General features: G+C 45.2%; 20 protein-coding genes. 11 read left to right on the top strand and 9 right to left on the bottom strand.

The features are described 5' to 3' along the window. Positions 1-177: 177 nt before the first annotated feature. The 6 genes from pepN to RO21_RS00140 all read left to right on the top strand — a co-directional run bounded on the left by pepN (position 178) and on the right by RO21_RS00140 (position 9,260). Positions 178-2,787, top strand: coding sequence for an aminopeptidase N (gene pepN, locus RO21_RS00165; RefSeq protein ID WP_047975778.1), 2,610 nt, complete (start codon positions 178-180; stop codon positions 2,785-2,787). A 50-nt stretch (positions 2,788-2,837) separates the two neighbouring features. Next, complete coding sequence (locus tag RO21_RS00160; protein ID WP_047975777.1) at positions 2,838-3,689, top strand: hypothetical protein; 852 nt, start codon at positions 2,838-2,840, stop codon at positions 3,687-3,689. Between the two features lie 2 nt (positions 3,690-3,691). Further along, on the top strand, positions 3,692-4,687 hold the full coding sequence (locus RO21_RS00155; protein WP_047975776.1) for a DNA adenine methylase: 996 nt from the start codon (positions 3,692-3,694) through the stop codon (positions 4,685-4,687). Further along, positions 4,687-5,103 carry a DUF805 domain-containing protein gene (locus RO21_RS00150; protein WP_047975775.1) on the top strand — a complete coding sequence of 139 codons (417 nt, stop codon included), beginning with the start codon at positions 4,687-4,689 and terminating at the stop codon, positions 5,101-5,103. Before RO21_RS00155 ends, RO21_RS00150 begins: the two co-directional genes overlap by 1 nt. Positions 5,104-5,109: 6 nt before the next feature. Then, positions 5,110-5,727, top strand: coding sequence for a ribosome biogenesis GTP-binding protein YihA/YsxC (gene yihA, locus RO21_RS00145; RefSeq protein ID WP_047975774.1), 618 nt, complete (start codon positions 5,110-5,112; stop codon positions 5,725-5,727). An 80-nt stretch (positions 5,728-5,807) separates the two neighbouring features. Continuing rightward, positions 5,808-9,260 (top strand): acyl-[ACP]--phospholipid O-acyltransferase, encoded by a 3,453-nt coding sequence (locus RO21_RS00140; protein WP_047975773.1) that lies wholly within the window; start codon positions 5,808-5,810, stop codon positions 9,258-9,260. A gap of 53 nt (positions 9,261-9,313) precedes the next feature. Here RO21_RS00140 and RO21_RS00135 read toward each other — a convergent pair whose 3' ends face one another. Then, positions 9,314-10,228 carry a cupin domain-containing protein gene (locus tag RO21_RS00135; protein WP_047975793.1) on the bottom strand — a complete coding sequence of 305 codons (915 nt, stop codon included), beginning with the start codon at positions 10,226-10,228 and terminating at the stop codon, positions 9,314-9,316. A 101-nt stretch (positions 10,229-10,329) separates the two neighbouring features. Between RO21_RS00135 and RO21_RS00130 the strand changes: the two genes are divergently transcribed. Then, positions 10,330-10,668: a carboxymuconolactone decarboxylase family protein gene (locus RO21_RS00130; protein WP_047975772.1), complete on the top strand. Its 339-nt coding sequence runs from the start codon at positions 10,330-10,332 to the stop codon at positions 10,666-10,668. Positions 10,669-10,821: 153 nt separating this feature from the next. Then, a complete protein-coding gene (gene tal, locus RO21_RS00125) occupies positions 10,822-11,772 on the top strand; it encodes a transaldolase (protein ID WP_047975771.1) in 951 nt (316 codons plus the stop codon). A 153-nt stretch (positions 11,773-11,925) separates the two neighbouring features. On the opposite strand, the gene lipA is transcribed toward tal, so the two are convergent. Both lipA and lipB read right to left on the bottom strand, forming a co-directional pair. Beyond that, on the bottom strand, positions 11,926-12,888 hold the full coding sequence (gene lipA, locus RO21_RS00120; RefSeq protein WP_047975770.1) for a lipoyl synthase: 963 nt from the start codon (positions 12,886-12,888) through the stop codon (positions 11,926-11,928). Positions 12,889-12,897: 9 nt separating this feature from the next. Then, positions 12,898-13,551, bottom strand: coding sequence for a lipoyl(octanoyl) transferase LipB (gene lipB, locus RO21_RS00115; RefSeq protein ID WP_047975769.1), 654 nt, complete (start codon positions 13,549-13,551; stop codon positions 12,898-12,900). A gap of 141 nt (positions 13,552-13,692) precedes the next feature. On the opposite strand from lipB, the gene menD reads away from it, so the two are divergent. From menD to RO21_RS00100, 3 genes are read left to right on the top strand one after another with little or no spacing between them, the layout of a single operon-like run. Beyond that, a complete protein-coding gene (menD, locus tag RO21_RS00110; protein WP_047975768.1) occupies positions 13,693-15,402 on the top strand; it encodes a 2-succinyl-5-enolpyruvyl-6-hydroxy-3-cyclohexene-1-carboxylic-acid synthase in 1,710 nt (569 codons plus the stop codon). After that, complete coding sequence (gene menH, locus RO21_RS00105; protein ID WP_047975767.1) at positions 15,402-16,163, top strand: 2-succinyl-6-hydroxy-2,4-cyclohexadiene-1-carboxylate synthase; 762 nt, start codon at positions 15,402-15,404, stop codon at positions 16,161-16,163. Before menD ends, menH begins: the two co-directional genes overlap by 1 nt. Before the next feature lie 7 nt (positions 16,164-16,170). Further along, a complete protein-coding gene (locus RO21_RS00100) occupies positions 16,171-16,404 on the top strand; it encodes a zinc ribbon domain-containing protein (RefSeq protein WP_047975766.1) in 234 nt (77 codons plus the stop codon). Here the strand turns inward: RO21_RS00100 and RO21_RS00095 are convergent. From RO21_RS00095 to frdA, 6 genes are all read right to left on the bottom strand, one after another. Then, positions 16,398-17,189, bottom strand: a complete 792-nt coding sequence (locus RO21_RS00095; RefSeq protein ID WP_053067686.1) for a phosphodiester glycosidase family protein — start codon at positions 17,187-17,189, stop codon at positions 16,398-16,400. The two genes, RO21_RS00100 and RO21_RS00095, sit on opposite strands and share 7 nt — an antisense overlap. Before the next feature lie 55 nt (positions 17,190-17,244). Continuing rightward, positions 17,245-17,925 carry a ComEA family DNA-binding protein gene (locus RO21_RS00090; RefSeq protein WP_047975765.1) on the bottom strand — a complete coding sequence of 227 codons (681 nt, stop codon included), beginning with the start codon at positions 17,923-17,925 and terminating at the stop codon, positions 17,245-17,247. A 139-nt stretch (positions 17,926-18,064) separates the two neighbouring features. Then, a complete protein-coding gene (gene frdD / locus RO21_RS00085) occupies positions 18,065-18,409 on the bottom strand; it encodes a fumarate reductase subunit FrdD (protein WP_047975764.1) in 345 nt (114 codons plus the stop codon). Positions 18,410-18,419: 10 nt separating this feature from the next. Beyond that, positions 18,420-18,812, bottom strand: coding sequence for a fumarate reductase subunit FrdC (gene frdC / locus RO21_RS00080; protein WP_047975763.1), 393 nt, complete (start codon positions 18,810-18,812; stop codon positions 18,420-18,422). A gap of 12 nt (positions 18,813-18,824) precedes the next feature. Continuing rightward, complete coding sequence (locus tag RO21_RS00075) at positions 18,825-19,595, bottom strand: succinate dehydrogenase/fumarate reductase iron-sulfur subunit (RefSeq protein ID WP_047975762.1); 771 nt, start codon at positions 19,593-19,595, stop codon at positions 18,825-18,827. Positions 19,596-19,601: 6 nt separating this feature from the next. Next, positions 19,602-21,383, bottom strand: coding sequence for a fumarate reductase (quinol) flavoprotein subunit (frdA, locus tag RO21_RS00070; protein ID WP_047975761.1), 1,782 nt, complete (start codon positions 21,381-21,383; stop codon positions 19,602-19,604). Positions 21,384-21,627: the final 244 nt, after the last annotated feature.

Here is a 21,627-nt window from a genome sequence, read left to right as displayed (position 1 = left end):
CGCCTTTTTCTGCAAACGTATCAACGGGTGAAAAATTCTCCGTTATGCTTAACAATGACTTTCCGTCTAAAGTGCAATATACTTATGCCTTATGGTCTAAGTGGTGAAAGTTTGTCGCATCGCGGCGAAATATTGTGAGAGCCATTGTGTTTCAATGCAAATACCTAAGGAATGTCTATGCAACCTAAAGCTAAATTTAGAAAAGATTACCGTCAGCCTGATTTTACCGTGAGCGAGATTTATCTTGATTTTCAGCTTGATCCTGAGCAAACGTTGGTTACTTCCACTTTGACGGTGGAGCGTCAAAATGCCGAAGCCACACAATTGCGTTTAGACGGGCACAGCTTTGAGTTTCAAGGGGTGAAATTCAACGGGCAGCCGTTTAGCCGCTATCAACAAGATGCGGAATCTTTGACCTTAGATTTAGCCGATTTGGCAGCAGATCGATTCCAACTGGAAATTCAAACCTTACTGCGCCCGTCGCAAAATACCTCGTTGCAGGGGCTGTATCAATCGGGTGAAGGCATTTGCACACAGTGCGAGGCGGAAGGGTTTCGCCAAATTACCTATATGCTGGATCGCCCCGATGTACTGGCAAAATATCGCACTAAACTGACCGCTTGCAAAACCAAATACCCTTATCTACTCTCCAACGGCAACCGCATTGCACAGGGCGAATTGGCGGACGGTCGCCACTGGGTCGAGTGGGACGATCCGTTTTTTAAACCAAGCTATCTGTTTGCGGTTGTGGCAGGGGATTTTGATCTGCTCAAAGATACGTTCACCACAATGAGCGGGCGGGTGGTTGATCTCGAAATTTATGTAGATAGAGGCAATTTAGCCCGTGCCGGCTGGGCGATGGAGAGCTTGAAGCGGGCGATGAAATGGGACGAGCAACGTTTCGGCTTGGAATACGATTTGGATATTTATATGATCGTTGCCGTTGATTTCTTCAATATGGGGGCAATGGAGAACAAAGGGTTGAATATCTTTAACGCCAAATTTGTGTTGGCAAATCCGCAAACGGCGACCGATGAAGATTATATGGGCGTGGAGAGCGTGATCGCTCACGAATATTTCCATAACTGGACGGGCAACCGCATTACCTGCCGAGATTGGTTTCAGCTCAGTTTGAAAGAGGGGCTGACGGTGTTCCGTGACCAAGAATTTACCTCGGATTTATGGTCGAGAGCGGCTAAGCGGATCGAAGATGTGCGTTTCTTGCGGGCTTTCCAATTTGCCGAAGATGCCGGCCCGATGGCGCACCCGATTCGTCCGGACAAAGTGATTGAAATGAATAATTTCTACACAGTTACTGTGTATGAGAAAGGGGCAGAAGTCATCAGAATGATCCACACTCTATTAGGCGAGGCGAAATTCCAAAAAGGTATGCAGCTTTATATTGCCGAAAATGACGGCAAAGCGGCAACGTGCGAGGATTTTGTCTCTGCGATGGAACGTGCGTCCGGTGTGGATTTAACCCAATTCCGCCGTTGGTATAGCCAGTCCGGCACGCCGGAATTGACCGTCAGCGATGAATATGATGAAAAACGCCAAGCCTACCGTTTAACGATTTCACAATTAACCCGCCCGACCGCCGATCAAGTGGAAAAAGTGAATTTGCATATTCCGCTCAAGGTGGCGTTGTACGGTCAAGACGGTAAGAAAATCAAACTTCAATATGAAATTGCCAGCGTCAGTGATGTGTTGGATATTACTAACGAGCATCAAACCTTTGAATTTCACAATGTGTCGCAACGCCCCGTGCCGGCGTTGTTGTGCGACTTCTCCGCACCGGTGCGTTTGGATTATAACTATACCACCGAGCAACTGATAACGTTATTAAGCTATGCGGAGAATGAATTTATCCGTTGGGACGCGGCACAGACTCTCTTTACCAATGAACTAAAAACGAACCTCAACCGTTATCAGCAGGGCGAAGAAATGCTGTTTTCGGACGGCTTGCTGTCCGCACTGACTATTGTGCTGGATAACGCTCATCAAGATCCCGAATTGGCGGCTTTAACCCTCATGCTGCCGAAAGAAACAGAATTTGCGGAGAGCTTCAGCATTATTGATCCGCAAGGGATCGCCGTGGTGCGCCATTTTATGCAGACGGCGATTGCCGAGGCACTTAAGGATCGCTTAATTGTCGCCTATAACCAGCATAAGTTGCCGGAATATCGAGTTGTGGCGGACGATATGGCGAAACGGGCGTTCCGTAATGTGTGTTTGTCTTACCTCGCTTTCACCGATTTAGGCAATAATCTCGTCTATAAACATTATCATCAAGCGGATAATATGACTGATACACTGGCAGCACTGAATGCGGCAACAAAAGCACAGCTTGCTTGCCGAGACAGCCTGTTAGCCGATTTTGACCAAAAATGGCAACACGACGGCTTGGTAATGGACAAATGGTTCGCCCTGCAAGCGACCCGCCCAGATCAGAATGTGCTGGAGGTCGTAAAACACTTGCTCGAGCACCCAAGTTTTAACTTTAAAAATCCGAACCGTGTGCGTGCATTAGTGGGCGCATTTGCCGCTCAAAATCCAAGGGCATTCCACGCTATTGACGGCTCAGGCTACCGCTTCCTCGTGGATATTCTGATCCAGCTTAACAGCAGTAACCCGCAGGTCGCTTCCCGCTTGATTGAACCGCTGATTAAACTTTCCCGTTATGATAATCAGCGTCAAACCCTAATGCACCGTGGTTTAGAACGGTTGAAAGGGCTGGATAATCTCGCACGGGATCTGTTTGAAAAAATTGAAAAGGCGTTGCAGTAATATATTGATCCCTAATTTATTACGCAATTGTTCAGATAAAAGGAGTAAAAATGAGTGCTATTGATATTAGAAAAAGAATTGATCAAGATCTTGTTAAGAAGATCTTTGGGAATCAAAAAAATGCAATTGATTTCTTAAGGTTATTGGGTATTAACGAAAAAGTAAAAAAAGCTAATGATGCTTATGAATTGATTGTTAAACATTGGGAATATAACAAAGCCTATAAAGTTATTCGTCAGATTTTTGAATCAACTCCTAAATATCAAAAAGGCAAATTAGGAGAGGATAATATAAAAGTTTTATTATCTGAATGGGTTAATTTAGGTTTTGGTAATGTGGAATGGCCTTTCTCTCAAGGGCAATTTGATAATTTTGTTCAACATATAAATTCATCTACTGACTCAAGAGACATAAAAGATAGTAAAGTAAAAACAGCAGCAGTAAGGTATAGAAGAATTAAAGAAATTAATACTGAAAGAAATGATTATTTAGAAACTATGATTTTTTTAAATAATGAAAATGTTATTCCAACATTGCATCATTCAAGAGGTTTAGATTTTTTTATTGATGGTGTTAGCTTTGACCAAAAAGTATCAAAAAGCCCTACAAATGAATTTAAGCGTGATTTTGGGGAGAATTGGAGAGACGTAGCAATAAACCATCCTGAAAAGGTAGCAGAATACCTTTATACCTATCAGGATGAAGGAAGATTTGGGCAGGAGCCTAGATTATTTATTGTTTATTTAGATGAAGATGTTGAACCAATAAAAATTAAGAGTATTCTTGAAAAGAATAAATTGAAGACACCTTATTCAATTACATTTAAATATTCCCATAAAGTGTTAGGTAAAAAAACATATAAAACAGAAGCATTTGTTATCTTACTTGGAAATGATTTATAATAATGAATTATATAGGTTCTAAAAATAAACTATCGCAGCTTATTATTTCAACTATAAAAGATACCGTTGGCAATTTTGATAATAAGGTATTTTGTGAGTTATTTGCAGGAACAGGAATTATTGGTTCTAGTTTAAAAACTCAAGTAAAAAAAATTATTTCAAATGATATAGAATATTATAGCTATATATTAAATCGCAATTATATTGGAAATAATAAAATAATAGATTATTTTGATTTATTTGATTTTATTGAGAGTAATAAATCTAATTTAAATACTCATTTCATATTTAATCAGTATAGTGAAAATGGTATTGCAAAGAGATTGTATTTCTCAGAATCAAATGGAAGGAAAATAGATCAAATAAGATCTAATATTAAAATGCTTTATCTAAACAAAGATATTTCTGACGATGTTTATTATTTTTGTTTGGCATCTTTATTAGAAAGTGCGGATAAACATGCAAATACTGCTTCAGTATATGGAGCTTATTTAAAAAGTTTGAAACATACAGCAAAAAAAGATCTTGTATTACAACCTGCAAAATTTGATGAATCATTATGTGAAACCGAAATATATAATCAGGATAGTAATCAGTTAATTAAGAGTATTGAAGGTGATATCCTGTATTTAGATCCCCCTTATAATACTAGGCAATATGGAGCTAATTACCATTTGCTAAATACTATTGCAAAATATGATTATTTTGAACCTATTGGTAAAACAGGTTTAAGGAATTATACTCGTTCAAGGTTTTGTCAAAAGAATGAAGCTTATTTAGCTTTTAAAGAGCTTATTGAAAATGCAAATTTTAAATATATTTTTATTAGTTATAATAATGAAGGTATACTTTCTTTGAATGAAATAAGAGAGATATGTTCCTTGTATGGAAGATATGATTTCGTTGAACAAGAATATCAACGTTTTAAGGCAGATAATACAAGAAAATATAAAGATGTTAAAACGGTTGAATACTTACATATTTTGGAAAAAAGTTAATGATTTGGTACAGTGCGCTCTTTTCCTTCCACGGTCGCCTAAATCGGCAAGGATTTTGGATTGGCTTCGGCATCAATTTTCTGTTTTTATTGCTATTTGCAAATTTTATGTTTGATCCGACCGCTTTCAATGCGTGGAGTGCCGTGCCGTTGTTGCTTTCGGCATATAGCTTAGCGGCGGTGATCATCAAACGCTTACACGACCGTAACCGCTCCGCTAAAGCATTGCTGATGTTGGTTGTACCGCTCGTTTGCTATGGGGTATCCCTTGCGGCACAAGGCACAATGGCGTGGCTACTGGGCGTATTGCTGCCGGTGTTTATCGGCACGATGCTCTTGCTGGAATGGGGTGTTTTTGCCGGTGATCCAAACCCAAATTGCTACGGCGAGCGGGGACTCTCTTTTACGTTAAATTAAACCGTTATGTCAGAGATTAAATTAAATTATCACAAAACCCACTTTTTAACTTCCGCACCGGATATTCGGCATTTGCCCGAAGACAGCGGGGTGGAAATTGCCTTTGCCGGACGCTCAAACGCCGGCAAATCCACAGCGCTAAATGCGCTGACCAACCAAAAAAACTTGGCTCGTACTTCAAAAACACCGGGACGCACGCAGCTCATCAACCTGTTTGAAGTCGAACCGAACTGTAAATTAGTCGATTTGCCGGGGTACGGCTATGCCGCGGTGCCGGAGCAGATGAAATTACAGTGGCAACGTTCCCTCGGTGAATATTTGCAAAAACGCCAATGTTTACGAGGGGTGGTGATCTTAATGGATATTCGCCACCCGCTTAAAGATCTCGATCAGCAAATGATTGAATGGGCGGTTTCCGCTGAGTTGCCGGTCTTGCTGCTGCTGACGAAAGCGGATAAGCTCAGCCAAAGCGGACGCAGCAAAACGGTTAAAATAGTGCGGGAGGCGATTTTGCCTTTCCAAGGCGATGTGCAGGTAGAAGCCTATTCCGCCCAAAATAAAATCGGCATTGATAAATTAGCCGCCAAACTAGACGGTTGGTTTGCCGAAATATTAAACTCATAGTTGAGTAAGCGGTCGGATTTGGCTGGTTTTTTGCAAAAATTTGCCCTCTGCCGACCGCTTGCAGCCAATACGGAGGCAAAATGCGTTTACTCAAAATTAAAGGGTTCTTGCCCTATCTCGCCATTGCATTTTTGAACGCCAGTGTGGATTTAGCCCACAAAATCACGATTCAAAATGTCTTGCTGAAAAGTTTTACCGGCGACACGCTCGTGATACTCACCGCACTGATTAATGCAATGATTCTCCTACCGTTTATCTTCCTCTTTTCCCCTTCCGGTTTCATTAACGACAAATACCCGCAGACCAAAGTGATCCGCACTGCCAGTGTAGCGGCGATTTTTATCAGCGGTGCGGTTTTAGTCAGCTATTTGGTGGGGGCGTTTGAAATGGCATTTTTGCTGACGCTGATTTTGGCGGTGCAGAGTGCGATTTATTCACCGGCGAAGTACAGTATTATTAAGCGGATTGTCGGCACAGAAAATTTAGGGCAGGCGAACGGGGTGATCCAAGCCTTGACGATTGTGGCGATTTTGCTGAGTTCTTTCGGCTTTTCATTTATCTTTGAATCCCTGTATGTGGCAGGGAGCGATCCGGCAACAATGCTTTCCGGTATGGCAGTGATCGGGGGTTTATTGGTGGTTTTCAGCAGCTTGGAAGCCATATGTGCCTTCAGATTGCCGAATTTTGCCCAACACGAACCGCCAGCTACCGCCGGATTTGAATGGCTCACCTATCTCACCTTAGGTTATCTCAAACAAAACAGTGCCTTGTTACGCCAAAATAAAAATATTTGGTTGAGTATTTTGGGGTTGAGTGTGTTTTGGGGCATTTCGCAGGTGTTGGTGGCAGCATTCCCGGCACATTATAAGGCGATGTTTAATGATGATAATGCCTTGATTATTCAAGGTATTTTAGCAATGAGCGGTGTGGGGTTAATCATTGGCTCCTACCTTGCCGGCGTGATGTCGAAACACCATATTGAACACGGCATTGTGCCGATTGGAGCATTAGGGATTTTCGGTTCGGTCTTGTTAATGGCGTCTTCTAGTAGCAGTTGGGTGATGACGCTCTGCTCTTTCGGCTTTGGGGTATTCGGCGGGTTGTTTATCGTCCCTCTGAATGCCACGATTCAATATTTCGCACCAGAGCAAGCCAGCGGCAAAATTATGGCGGGCAATAATTTTGCGCAAAACATCGCAATGGTCGGCTTTTTGTTATTGAGTATCGCCTTTGTCTATCTCAATATTTCGACCACCGGTCTGTTGCTGTTTGCCGCTTTTGTCTGCTTGATCGGATCATTTTATGCGATTGTCCAACTTCCGCATCTTTTTACCCGCTTGCTGCTCTTGCCGATTCTGAAAACCGGTTATCGCTTTAACGTTGAAGGGCTGAAGAATTTACCGCAGAGCGGCGGCGTATTGCTGTTGGGCAACCACATTAGCTGGATTGACTGGCTGGTTTTGCAGGCAGCAAGCCCACGAGCAATTAAATTTGTGATGTACCGTGGTATTTACAATAAATGGTATCTCAAATGGTTTTTAAAATGGTTTAAAGTGATTCCGATTGGCGCAGGGTCAAGCAAAGAATCCATTGAAAAAATCCGTGAAATGCTTGCTAACGGCGAAGTAGTGGCGCTGTTTCCGGAAGGGCATATCAGTTATAACGGGCAAATCAATGAATTTAAACGTGGCTTTGAACTGGCGATTAAAGAGTTAGACGAAGTCTGCGTTGTGCCGTTTTACCTACGGGGATTATGGGGTTCAAGTTTTTCCCGTGCCGATCAATATTATAAAGCATTAACCAAGCGGCGTGGTAAACGGGATATTTTAGTGGCGTTCGGCAAGCCAATCCGTACCTTTATCGATCGTGTGGCGATGAAACAGAAGGTCGTGGAGCTGTCCTTTTCATCGTGGGAGGCCTTTATCCGCCGCCAGCAACCATTGATGCACGGCTGGCTGGATACCGCTAAGGCAAATTTATTCCGCCCGTGTTGTGCAGACAGCCAAGGAATGAATTTAACGCACCTTAAATTTTTGACGGCGGTGTTACTGTTTAGTCGATTATTGCGTAAAACCTTGCCGGCACAAAAGAATGTGGGGGTGTTGTTGCCGAGTTCGTCCATCGGGGCGATCGTCAATATGGCGTTGTTTATTAACGGTAAAGTGCCGGTGAATCTCAATTATACCTTGAGCGAGCAAAGCCTCGCCCTTGCGTTGCAAAAAGCGGGGATTGAACGGGTCATTACATCAGAAAAATTCCTTGAGAAATTGTCAGCAAAAGGGTTCGACTATCACGCACTGTTAGCGGATAAAGCGGTAATGGCGGAGCAACTTGGTAAAAAAGTCGGTAAAACTACCCGCTTGCACGCGCTGTTTACCGCCTTGCTTGCACCGCAATGGTGGATTAAAGCCCGTTATTTCAAATCGGTTTCGCTGAATGATACGGCAACTATTTTGTTTAGCAGCGGTAGTGAGGGTGAGCCGAAAGGGATTGAGCTGAGCCATAAAAACCTGCTGACAAATATTAAGCAAATCAGCGAATTGTTGAATTTTAAACGCAATGACGTGATTTTAAATTCACTGCCGATTTTTCACTCGTTCGGCTTAACGGTTACGACATTATTACCGCTGTGTGAGGGGATCAAAATGGTAAGTGTGCCGGATCCGACAGACGGTGCATTAGTCGGTAAAATGGCGGCGCGTCATAGTGCCACGATTTTGTTTGGCACATCGACCTTTTTCAGACTTTATACCAAAAACAAAAAACTGCACCCGTTAATGTTTCAAAGCGTCCGAATGGTTGTCGCCGGGGCGGAAAAACTCAAATCTGATGTGAAAGAGGCTTTCCGTGTTAAATTTGGCTTAGAGATTTACGAGGGTTACGGTACGACGGAAACTGCGCCGGTTGCTGCGGTGAATATGCCGAATGTTTTAGAAAAAGAGAGCCTGAAAGCGCTCACGTTCAACAAAGTCGGCTCGGTCGGTATGGCATTGCCGGGTACGATTATAAAAATTGTTGACCCCGACACTCTTGCGCCATTGGCGACAAATGAAGACGGGTTAATCGTGATTGGCGGCGGGCAGGTGATGAAAGGTTATCTCAATGATGACGAGAAAACCGCCGAAGTGATCGCCGAGATTGACGGTATCCGTTATTACAAAACCGGTGATAAGGGGCATATTGATGAAAATGGCTTTGTCAGCATTGTTGATCGCTATTCCCGCTTTGCCAAAATCGGTGGTGAGATGATCAGCTTGGGCAGTGTAGAGGAATTGCTAGGTGAGGTGCTTGCCGATCACGCTGCGTTTGTGGCAGTCAATGTGCCGGATGAGAAAAAAGGCGAAGCGGTTGTATTGCTTCTGAAAAGTGAGCACTCCCTTGATGAGCTGTCAGCGAAAATCAAAGCGGCAGATATTCCGCCGTTAATGCAGCCGTCCAAACTCTTTTTGGTAGACGAAATCCCAACGCTTGCCAGTGGCAAGGTGGATTTTAAAGGCGCTAAAAATCAAGCAATATCACTACTCAATGAATAATATGAACAAGCGGTGGGTTACCACCGCTTTTTTACAATGTGGTTCCGTGGGAATTACTTTGAGTTGTCGCTCACCGCTTGCTTCCGGTACTGACTGGGAGTAATGCCATAGTATTTTTTAAAGGCTTTACCAAAATGCGTTTCCGACTGAAAACCGGTTGCAAGCGCTATCGTTAGCACGGAATCGGCATTTTGTTTGAGCAACATTGCGGCTTTTTGCAGCCGGATACGGTGTAAAAATACGTGGGGACTGACCGACAAATGCTGCTTAAATAGCCGAATAAGCTGAGAGCGGGATAAGTGCGCCGTTTCTATCATATTGTCGATTAGCCACGGTTTTTCCGGCTCCGCCATAATGGCATTGAGTACGCCTTTCAAACGCTTATCCTGCCAGCCTTTCAGTAGCCCCGTCAGTTGATTGTCCGATTGCGCCAAATAGGTGCGTAAAATCAACGTCAGCAGCACGTTAGACAGGGCATTGACTATGGTGCTTGAACCGATCAATTCCCGCTCGGCTTCTTGATTGAGCAACTCGACAAAGCAGGTAAAATTCTGCGGCTCGAGCCGTAAAAAAATCACATCGGGCAGGCTTTTAATCAATTCAGCGTGCGGATCGTAGTAAAAATGGGCGCAAAATAGCCCGAAATCTGCCTGCTGCCCGATTTTTTTCACCTCAAACGCCCCTTGGGTGTAAGCGGTCGGATAAGTCTCACAATTTGCACAGTGGCTGGCATAGCTTAAAATATGTTCGCTAGAACGGGGGAAAAACAGGATATCCCCCTGCTTAACAAGGCGGCTTTGGGCTTGATTGGCGAGCCTGACATAGCTGCTGCCTTGCGTAACGATATGCACAATGCCTTGTCCGGCTTGAGCGGAATGTGCAACGGCCCACTGACCGCCAAACTCACATTTTACATTGACTTTGCCGGATAATTGGGCAAGCGAAATCAGTTTATCTAAAATATCCATAACAAATTGACGAAAAAATGAAACGATTTGGCGAGAAATATACTGAAAAAGTCGCAATAATAACAGCGTTTTTCAACAATTATTTTCATAGGAGCACGACAATGGCATTTACAAATTGGCCGGAACATACCGCACACGTTAAAAAATCATTCGGCGAGTTAGGCAAAAAACACCCGAAAATGTTGGAAGCTTATAAAGCGTTAGGACAAGCGGCTGCCGCAGAAGCATTGGATTTAAAAACCCGTGAATTAATCGCCCTTGCAGTTGCGATTACTACCCGTTGTGAAAGCTGCATCAGTGTTCACGCAGAAGAAGCGGCAAAAGCCGGTGCAACGGAAAGCGAAATCGCCGGTGCATTAGCAACAGCGATTGCATTAAATGCAGGTGCGGCTTATACCTATGCACTACGCGCATTAGAAGCAGTAGATGCACAAAAATAGTACCATACCATTCAAGCGATAAAATCGTAGCAGGCAACCCTGCGGGCTAATTTCAAAAAATGTGATCTAGTTCACAAAATTCGTTCTATTTTATGACGCAAGTTGCTGTTATTATACGGGGACTTTTTACTTCATTTTAGTTAAGGAACGATTATGAACCAACTTGATGCTTTAAGAGAAATGACCGTTGTGGTTGCCGATACCGGTGATATTGATGCGATCAAAACCTACCAGCCGGAAGATGCTACCACCAACCCTTCTCTGATTTTAAGTGCATCGGCACTGCCACAATATGCCCCTTTAATTGATGAAGCGGTCGCATACGCCAAAGCTAAAAGCGATGATAAAGCTCAACAACTGATTGATGCGGAAGATAAATTGGCAGTCAATATCGGTTTGGAAATTTTAAAAGTGGTGAAAGGGCGAATTTCCACAGAGGTTGATGCGCGTTACTCTTACGACACGGAAAAAACCATTGCAAAAGCACGGAAATTGATTGCGCTATATAATGAAGCGGGTATTAGTAACGACCGTATCTTAATTAAGATTGCGTCCACTTGGCAGGGGATCAAAGCGGCAGAGCAGCTTGAAAAAGAGGGAATTAACTGTAACCTCACCTTACTTTTCTCCCAAGCGCAAGCCCGTGCTTGTGCCGAAGCGGGCGTTTATCTGATTTCGCCGTTTGTCGGCCGTATTTTAGATTGGTACAAAGCCAACAGTGAGCAAAAAGAGTATGCACCGGCAGAAGATCCGGGGGTGGTTTCCGTTACCTCCATCTATAACTATTACAAACAGTACGGTTATAATACGGTGGTAATGGGCGCAAGTTTCCGGAATGCCGGTGAAATCACCGAGCTGGCCGGTTGCGACCGTTTAACCATTGCGCCGGTATTATTAAAAGCCTTACAAGAAAGTGATGCGCCGCTTGTGCGTAAACTCGCCTTTAACGGCGAAGTGAAAGTTCGTCCGGCACCGATGACGGAAGCGGAATTTTATTGGGCACATAACCAAGATCCGATGGCGGTCGAAAAATTAGCGGAAGGTATCCGCAAATTTGCGATCGACCAAGAGAAATTGGAAGCGATGTTGGCAGCAAAACTCTAATTAAGTACTAAAACAAGCGGGCGGATAAGCGATAAAATCAACAAATCCGCCCGTTTCTTTTACCAAATAGTGATTTTATTTGGTCGTTTGGTTTAATTATGGGCGTACGCAGTACGCCCCTACATTTTTAAATAGTCGATTTTATATGCAATATTATTTGACTAACCCACCGCTTGCTTGCAGATCGGCGTGGTAAGAGGAACGGACGAACGGACCGCAGGCGGCGTGTTCAAAGCCCATTTCGTTGGCTTTTTCACGGAACATATCAAATTCCGTCGGGTGAACATAGCGGGCGACCGGCAAGTGATGGCGGCTCGGCTGCAAATATTGCCCAAGGGTGAGCATTGTTACACCGTGATCCCGCAAATCTTGCATAACGGCAAGAATTTCTTCGTTGGTTTCACCTAGACCGACCATAATGCCCGATTTTGTCGGAATGTCGGGGAAAACCGCTTTAAATTCTTTCAATAATTTCAACGACCATTGATAATCCGCACCCGGTCGGATTTCTTTATACAAGCGTGGCACGTTTTCCAAGTTGTGATTGAACACGTCCGGCGGATTTTGTTTGAGAATGTCAATTGCCTGTTCAATTCTGCCCCGGAAGTCTGGCACAAGAATTTCAATTTTGATCCCCGGATTGATCGCCCGAATTTCACGCACGCACGCAGCAAAATGCCCCGCGCCCCGATCGGGTAAATCGTCCCGATCCACCGAGGTGATCACCACATATTTGAGCTTCATATCTTGAATGGTTTCCGCCAACTTGCGTGGTTCGTCTTGGTCGAGAGGTAACGGCTTGCCGTGCGCCACATCGCAGAACGGACAACGGCGGGTGCAAATTGCGCCCATAATCATAAAGGTTGCCGTGCCGTGATTAAAACACTCGTGCAAGTTCGGGCAAGAGGCCTCTTCACACACCGAGTGCAAGCCGTGGCGGCGCATTCCGTTTTTAATACTTTGGATTTTTGCCGAGTTTGCCGGCAATTTAATTTTCATCCATTCCGGTTTTTTAAGTAATTCTTGGTCAGGATCGATATTTTTAACGGGAATAATGGACGTTTTAGCGGCATCACGATATTTAACGCCACGTTCCATTTTAAAAGGTGTACCCATTTTGTATTCCTATTTGTTAATAATTTGTTGAGCATTATAACCGAGAATTTGGGTAAAGTAATGAACCAATTTCGGGGCGACTTGCTCACAGCTCGCCTGTTCGTGCGGGATAAAGTCCGCTAATTGGCACATTTCCAAACCGGCATAACCGCAAGGGTTGATATGGTTAAAGGGGCTGAGATCCATTTGAATATTCAGTGCCAAGCCGTGAAAAGAGCAACCTTTGCGGATTCTTAGCCCAAGCGAGCATATTTTTTTACCGTCCACATAGACGCCGGGCGCATCGGGCTTAGGGTAAGCCTCGATGCCGTAATCTGCTAAGGTTTTCACCACCGATTGCTCTAGGGCAGTAACGAGCTGACGCACATTCAGATCACTGCCGTTTGCCTTATGGCGTTTGATGTCGATCAACACATACATAATTTGCTGACCCAAACCGTGATAGGTGATCTGTCCGCCACGATCCGATTGAACAACGGGGATATTGGTCGGGTTGAGCAAATGTTCCGGCTTGCCTGCCGAACCTTGCGTGAACACCGGCGGGTGTTCGACCAACCAAATTTCATCGGGCGTATCCGCGGTGCGGTGATCGGTAAAATCTTGCATTTGATGCCAAACGTGTTGGTAGTCCTGCACGCCAAGTTGGCGGATAATTAGCGTCATTTTTAGCTCTCTATGCCATTTTTAATGAAAAAATCAAGCTATTATAGGTAGAAATACGTTCATTACTAGGGGCTATTGCAAATATTTGCTACAATCTGACCGCTTGTAGATGAAAACAGAACAGAATATCGGACGTTTAGAATGAAGACTATCAGTACTTTTAATCGAACTTGGGCGAAAGTCGTGCTAACGGCATTGATTCGCTACGGTGTCAAACATTTTTGTATTGCCCCCGGTTCACGTTCCACCCCGCTCACCCTTGAGGCGCTCCGCCTAAAAGCACAAGGCTTGGCAGAGTGCCATAGCCATTTTGACGAGCGGGGATTAGGCTTTTTTGCGCTCGGTTTAGCGCAATCCACTCACGATCCGGTGGCGATTATTGTAACGTCCGGCACAGCGGTGGCAAATCTTTTCCCGGCGGTGATTGAGGCGAGTTTAACCCATCAGAAATTAATTGTACTGTCCGCTGACCGTCCGCCCGAGCTGATTGGCTGCGGGGCAAACCAAGCGATAGATCAGCAACGCATATTCGGAAATTATCCGGTGGCACAGCTTAATTTACCGAAGCCGAGTAAAGATTTTAGTGCCAATTGGTTGATTGCGACACTGGGGCAGGCGTGCGGCGAACAAACGGAAAAAGGCGGCGTTTTACACTTCAATGCCCCGTTTGCCGAGCCGTTATATGAGGCGGACGAAGCGGCAATCGACACGGATAGTTGGCTCAACCCGATCCAACGTTGGCTCAATCAGCCGCAAATGAAGTGGATTGACCGCCAGCCAACCCAAAAAGATGTGTTAATGCACGAAAATTGGGACTATTGGCGCACTAAACGGGGCGTTGTGGTGGTCGGTAAGTTGCCGTTAGAGCAGGGAATGGGGCTAAAAATGTGGGCGGAAACGCTCGGTTGGTGCTTAATCAGCGATGTGCAGTCAGGCATTGATGCCAGCCTGCCGTATGCGGACGTATGGTTATCGAATAAAACCGTCGAGCAACGTTTATTGCAGGCGGATATTGTGATTCAGTTCGGCTCGCAAATTGTCAGCAAACGGGTAAATCAATTCCTTGAGGCGTTTAAAGGGGAGTTTTGGTTGGTGGAGCAATCCCAAGACTACCTCAATCCTTACGCTCACCCGCAAACCCGCTTTGTTGCCAAAGCGCACCATTTCACCCGTGTCCACCCGCCGCTTCGCCAAAAACCGTGGCTGCTTGAACCGCTTGCGCTCTCCCAATTCTGTGCCAGCTTTATTGAGCAGCAAGTGGGGGCAAATTTAAACGAAGCCTCCCTCGCTCACCATATCGAGCATATCCTGCCGGCAAACGGCAATCTCTTTTTAGGGAACAGTCTGTTTGTACGTTTAGTGGACGCCTTGTGTAAATTGCCGGAGGGCTATCCCGTTTACACTAACCGCGGGGCGAGCGGTATCGACGGCTTGATTGCGACATTGGCGGGCGTGGCAAAAGGCTCAGGCGTGCCGACCGTGGGAATCATCGGCGATATTTCGGCGTTGCACGATCTCAACTCAATGGCATTGCTGCGCCAAATCAGCCAACCGACCCTTTTATTTGTGATTAATAATAACGGCGGGGCGATTTTCGATATGTTGCCGGTTGAGCCGAAAGTGAAGGATAAGTTCTACCGTCTTTCGCATAATTTGGAATTTTCACAAATTGCAACAATGTTCGGTATTGAGTATCTGCGCCCTTACACTTGGGCGGATTTAGGCACGAAATTGAAACAAGCCTATATCCGCAAGGGCGTAACGATTGTGGAAATCAAGGTGAACGATCACGAAGGCAGCACCCTGTATAAATCGTTGCTTGAGCAGATCTCACGGGCTTCGATCGACTAATGTTAGCCTATCAGTGGCACAGTGAAAGCGGAATGCCCGTGGTTTTTTTGCACGGGCTGCTCGGCTCACAGCAGGATTGGGCGGCGATTATCACCCGTTTGCAAACTTTCCCGCATATCCGACCGCTTACCCTCGATCTCTGTTTTCACGGTAACAGCCGTTTGGTTGAGTGTCAGGATTTTCCGAGCCTACGAGCCGAGTTGGCGACAACCTTGAAGCAGCTCATCGGCGATCAGCCGTTTTGGTTGGTGGGTTACTCGTTAGGCGGGCGTGCCGCATTGGATTTATGCGTGTCCCAATCTATGCCTCACTTGTGTGGTGTGATCTTAGAAGGGACAAATATCGGCTTGGAAATCGAAACGGACAAGCAAGACCGTTGGCACAATGATTGCCGCTGGGCAGCCCGTTTTGAAACGGAAGCCCTTGAAAATGTGCTGAATGATTGGTATCAACAGCCGGTATTTGCCGATTTGTCGCCGTGCAAGCGGGCGGAAGTCATCAAAAAACGACAAACCAGTCACGGCGGATCGATCGCTAAAATGTTGCGGGCGACCAGCTTAGCTAAGCAACCGTTCTATGCCGAACAGCTGCAAAGCTCCGAACGACCGATCTATTTTATCGTGGGCGAGCGGGATAGCAAATTTCGCCGACTTGCCCAAAAATACAGTCTGTCCTATCAGCTCATTGACAACGCAGGGCATAACGCACACCTCGATAATCCGGCGCAGTTTGTCGAGCGGCTATTGTGCCTAATCAAATAGGTAAGCTATGGCACTACATCATTGTCCCGAATGCCGCCGGAAAATCAGCCAAGCGGCGAAACTATGCCCCCACTGCGGCTTTTCCTTTCACGAAACCGATTTAGCCCGTTATCGTCAATTATTAGAGCAACGTAGCCTTGCCAACCAAGAAATTAACCGTAGAAGCGTTAAGTTACACTTGGTTTGGCTGGCTGTTTTCGCTGCGGTGATAGGGTTGGCAAGTTGGTGGCATCATTACTGATCCCGTTTTAGTTTTACCCCAAAATGATTGGACACGGCACGCTCTTGAGTTTGCAAAAAAGGTAGATCAGATAACCGCTTGCGATCGAGTACCATTGTACTGCTGCCTCCGCCGTCTAAGTTGATCGCTGCTGTGAGCGTTAAACCTTGGGCTAACTGCGCTAACTCGTCAAGGGTCATTCCTCGAAATGCCAGTTGCCGCCCTTCGACCACCACTAAGTAGAGCAGTTGCCGTTTTTCGTCTAACCCGAGCATTGTGCGTGGGTGTTTGTCGAAAAAGATAGACTGTGAGCAGCCGATTTTGTCGCTGGCGGCGCATTCAAACTTTCCTGTTTTGGTGTTGTAGTAATGCCAGCCTGAAATGGCGATACGCCATTTGGGATTTATTTTAGCGACCTGATTTTTCGGTTCAATCATACAATGGTTTTGGTCATCGCAGGCGAAAACTACCCGAGCACGCACATCGCCATATTTTGAGATTTTTTTGTAGTCGGTAATCACCAGTCCGATAGGGGTAAAATCTTTCCAATAAAAATTGGCATTGATTGCGATATTGGTTTGATATTTGGCGGCGAAAGCGGAAACGGTTGTGCCTTTATCCACCGATTGTGAGCCGATCAATTCAAGCTGCGGGCAGCGTAAATCGATTTTTGCAATGTGAATATAGCGGTCTTGGGTTGTCGTTTGGATACATTGTGTGTGGTTTTGCGCAGAAGCAGGCGGGTTAAAACTGCAATATACGCAAGCCGCGATGATGAAATGGCGTAGTATTCGGCTAAAAAACATTGTGTTTAAAATTAAAACGGCAACCTGAAGTTGCCGTCCTTAAATGCAAGGGAGATTAGAAGCTGATAGAAGATTTAATTTTCTCTAATGTCGCTTCACCGATACCGGATACTTTTGAAAGTTCGGTTAAGTTTTTGATTTTACCGTGTTTCGCACGGTAATCAATAATCGCTTGTGCCTTTGTCTCGCCAATACCGGTTAAATTTTGTAAGGTTTTGGCATCGGCTTTGTTGATGTTAATTTTGCCTGTGCGACCGATTGCCGATTTCGCTGCGTCCGCTTTTTCCGTGGCGGTGTTTTTGGCGGAGCTGACGGCATTTTTTGCTTTCGCTTTGGCATCATTCGCTTTTTCAACAGTGGCTTTTTGAGCCGAAGCCATTGTTTTTTCTGCTTTTGCTTTCGTTGCGGACATTTTTTCGCTCAAACCGTTTTGGGTGTGATTGGCTTGTGCCATTGCATCGGATTTCATCTTTGTCGCTTTCTCTTTTGCAACATTTTTTACGGATTGCACCGCTTGCGTTGCGTCAGATTTAGCGGAGGCGGCTTTGTTCATCACCCCGCTTTTCATATCGGAAACGGTATCCGTCATCATTGTTTTCGCAGCGGCTTTTGTTTCGCTGACGGTATTCATCATACTGTCTTTCGTTTGCGTTAGAGGGGCAGCCGTTTCGGCAACCGCACTAAGTGATAAGGTGGTGGCAAGGCTAATGGCAAAGAGAGATTTAAGTAATTTCATTTTGAGATCCCCATAGAAAATATTGATAACATTGTTACCATTGGTTGCCTAATCTGACTGGCGATTAAATGATAAGTTCAGCATAAATGAAAAAAGGCTATTTTCCGCTGGAGAAAATAGCCTTTTGGTAAGCGGTTAATTATAGGTTAATGACCGCAAAAATTACTAATACGCTATAAAGAGCGGATAGTCCGTAGAAAATCCATCCTCCTGCCGGCACGTGAATTTTGAAATCGTGCAAACCTAAGTGTACACGGTGCATACCACACCACATAGGGAAAATAAGTAGAGCGAGGATAGCTAATTTGCCGATCCACGTTTGTGAAAAGGCAATAATGTTATCTGGTGTTACCAAGCCAAACGGCAGTAAAAAGCCCAAGATTAACACTAAAACAGGGAAAAATACGGCACTGATCGCACCGCCTGCTCCGAAGAGTAGCCAAACGGCAGGTTCGTTTGAACGGGCTGGGTTTTGTTTATCCATTGTTTGCTCCCTATACTAAAATTAAAGCTAGCAGGCTGACGAATGCGGTGATGCCCCAAAAGATACGAGACACTAATTGAACATCAATACGTTCGTTTTTAACGATCACATTCATCATTTTAGGTGCCATACCAAAGAAGGTAAAACTGTTGAGTAACATCGCCCCTAAGGTGATGATGTTTAAGATGATCACTAACGGGTTTTGTAAAAAGCCGACAAAAGTCGTGCCGAAATTGCCGTTACCCAAACAGACTAAACCGTAGAACAGTACCAGACAGAACCAGATAGTCGGTACGGCGGTACTCTCACGCAGCACATAGAATTTGTAAAAATCTAACTTTTTCCACCAAGTCGGTTTGACTTCACGCACATATTTTTTGCGTTTACTTGCTACTGTTGTCATTTTACTTTCTCCTTATTTCTGCAATTTGAGCATTGCAAAAACATAATCTTTTGCACTTTCGATCTTACCTTGGTTTACCGCAGAAGCCGGCCCAACGTGTTTCGGGCAGACTTCGGAACAGTAGCCGACAAAGGTACAGCTCCATACGCCGTTTTTACCGTTAATGATCTTCATTCGCTCTGCTTTACCGTTATCACGGTTATCCAAATTGTAGCGGTGAGCAAGGGTGAGCGCAGCCGGGCCGACAAATTCCGGATTTAAGCCGAATTGCGGACAGGCAGCGTAGCACAAGCCGCAGTTGATACACATTGAGAAGGTACGGTATTTTTCCAACTGTGCAGGCGTTTGTTTGGTTCGACTTTTCGCCAGTTCGGCAGACGGATGCGGGTTGCCGTCAAGCTCAGGGGCTTTGTTATCAATGATATAAGGTTTGATAGACTCAAGGCTTTCGATAAAGTGGCTTAAGTCCACCACCAAATCCCGTTCAATCGGGAAGTTGGCAAGCGGTTCAATACGCATATAGCCACTGTAATCCCGCAAGAACGTTTTACACGCCAATTTCGGCTTACCGTTTACCATCATTCCGCAAGAGCCGCAAATCGCCATACGGCAAGACCAGCGATAAGACAGTTCGGGTTCTAATTCATCTTTAATATAGCCAAGGGCATCTAAGAGCGAAGTTTGGCTATCGTAAGGGACTTCATATTTGGTTAAGAACGGCTCGTTATCTTGTTCAGGATTATAACGAAGCACTTCCACCGTCATTTTGTTTTGGTTTGTCATCGTCTGTTACTCCTTTGCTGCTTTTTCTTGTGCTTCGGCTTCCGCACCATATACCCGTTTTGCCGGTTGCGATTTGGTGATTTTCACATCGCTGTATTTAATGGTTGGCGCACCGTCCGCATTATAGTAAGCAAGGGTGTGTTTTAAATAGTTCACATCATCACGTTCCACATAGTCTAAACGTTGGTGAGCCCCACGGGACTCCTTACGATCAAGGGCAGAGGACGAGATGGATTGTGCAACATCAAGGATATAGCCCAATTCGATTTTGTAGAGTAAATCGGTATTAAAGACGCTGGAACTGTCTTTCACACGGATACGTTTGTAACGCTCTTTTAGCTCGGCAATTTTTGCCACGGTTTTTTCCATACTCTCTTGGGTACGGTAAATACCGCAACCTTCTTCCATCGAGTCACCCATTTCGTTACGAATTTCAGACCAAGATTCTTCACCTTCCTGACGGGCTAACGCATAGACACGGTTTAACACATCTTGTGCTTGGGTATCAATCACCGCTTGGTTGCGAGGTGCGGCGTCTAAGGCACGCTGTGCCGCCATTTCACCGGCGACTTTACCGAATACCACTAATTCTGCTAATGAGTTAGATCCCAAACGGTTTGCACCGTGTAAACCTGAAGAGGCACATTCACCGACAGCGAATAGACCTTTGATATTGGTTTCCGCTTTTTGATCGACTTCAATCCCGCCCATTGTATAGTGAACGACCGGACGCACAGGAATTGGTGCTTTTGCCGGATCAACCCCTTCATACGCTTTGGCTAACTCGCAAATAAACGGTAGACGCTCGTGCAGGTATTTTTCACCTAAATGACGCAGATCAAGATGCACAACATCCACACCTTTTGCGGTTTTTAGGGTATTGCCTTTACGCCACTCTTGCCAGAACGCTTGAGACACTTTATCACGAGGACCTAATTCCATATATTTGTTTTCCGGCTTGCCGATTGGAGTTTCCGGCCCTAAACCGTAGTCTTGCAGGTAGCGATAGCCGTCTTTGTTCACCAAAATACCGCCTTCGCCACGGCAACCTTCGGTCATCAAAATGCCCGTGTTTGGTAAGCCGGTCGGGTGGTATTGCACAAATTCCATATCACGCAGAGGCACACCGTGGCGATACGCCATTGATAAACCATCGCCGGTAACAATGCCGCCGTTAGTGTTGAAACGATAAGCACGACAACCGCCGCCGGTTGCAATGACTACCGCATTGGCATTGATCTGCACGAAAGTGCCTTCCATCATATTCATTGCCACACAACCACGGGCTTGACCTTCATCGACTAAAATATCGACCACGAAATGCTCGTCAAAACGGATAATTTGCGGGTATTTGATCGAGGTTTGGAAGAGCGTATGCAATAAGTGGAAACCGGTTTTATCAGCGGCGAACCACGTCCGCTCAATCTTCATTCCACCGAAACGGCGCACGTTCACATCGCCGTCATCTTTACGACTCCACGGGCAGCCCCAACGCTCAAGTTGCGTCATCTCGACCGGCGAATGCTCAACAAAATATTCCACCACATCTTGTTCGCACAGCCAGTCGCCGCCGCCAACGGTATCGTGGAAGTGTTTATCATAAGAATCCGTATCTTTGATGACTGCCGCCGCGCCGCCTTCTGCTGCAACCGTATGGCTACGCATCGGGTAAACTTTTGAAATTAAAGCGATTTTTAAATTAGGATTAGCTTCTGCTGCCGCAATCGCAGCCCGTAAACCGCCACCACCGGCGCCCACAATTGCAACATCAACATTGACAGTTTGCACGATTTCCTCCTCGGGAAAGAAAAATGTATCACTTAAAAGTGCGACTATTTTGCCACTATTTCCGCCACTTTATAATCGTTTTTTACAAATTATTAACATAAAAAATTTCATTTTGTGATCTACCTCAAAAAATTTTTCGGCTAATACAAGGGTAGTGAGAATTAATCTTATTAAGTCAGTGATTTTTAAGTAAATTTCGAATGCAAGCGGCGGGTTTTCAGGATTTTTTTGTAAAAAGGTATGG

Origin of the sequence: Muribacter muris, assembly GCF_001038205.1 — a bacterium.
GTDB classification, from domain to species: Bacteria; Pseudomonadota; Gammaproteobacteria; order Enterobacterales; family Pasteurellaceae; genus Muribacter; species Muribacter muris.
Note: the sequence above shows the minus strand (reverse complement) of the source record. Positions and strands in the feature narration are given on the sequence as shown.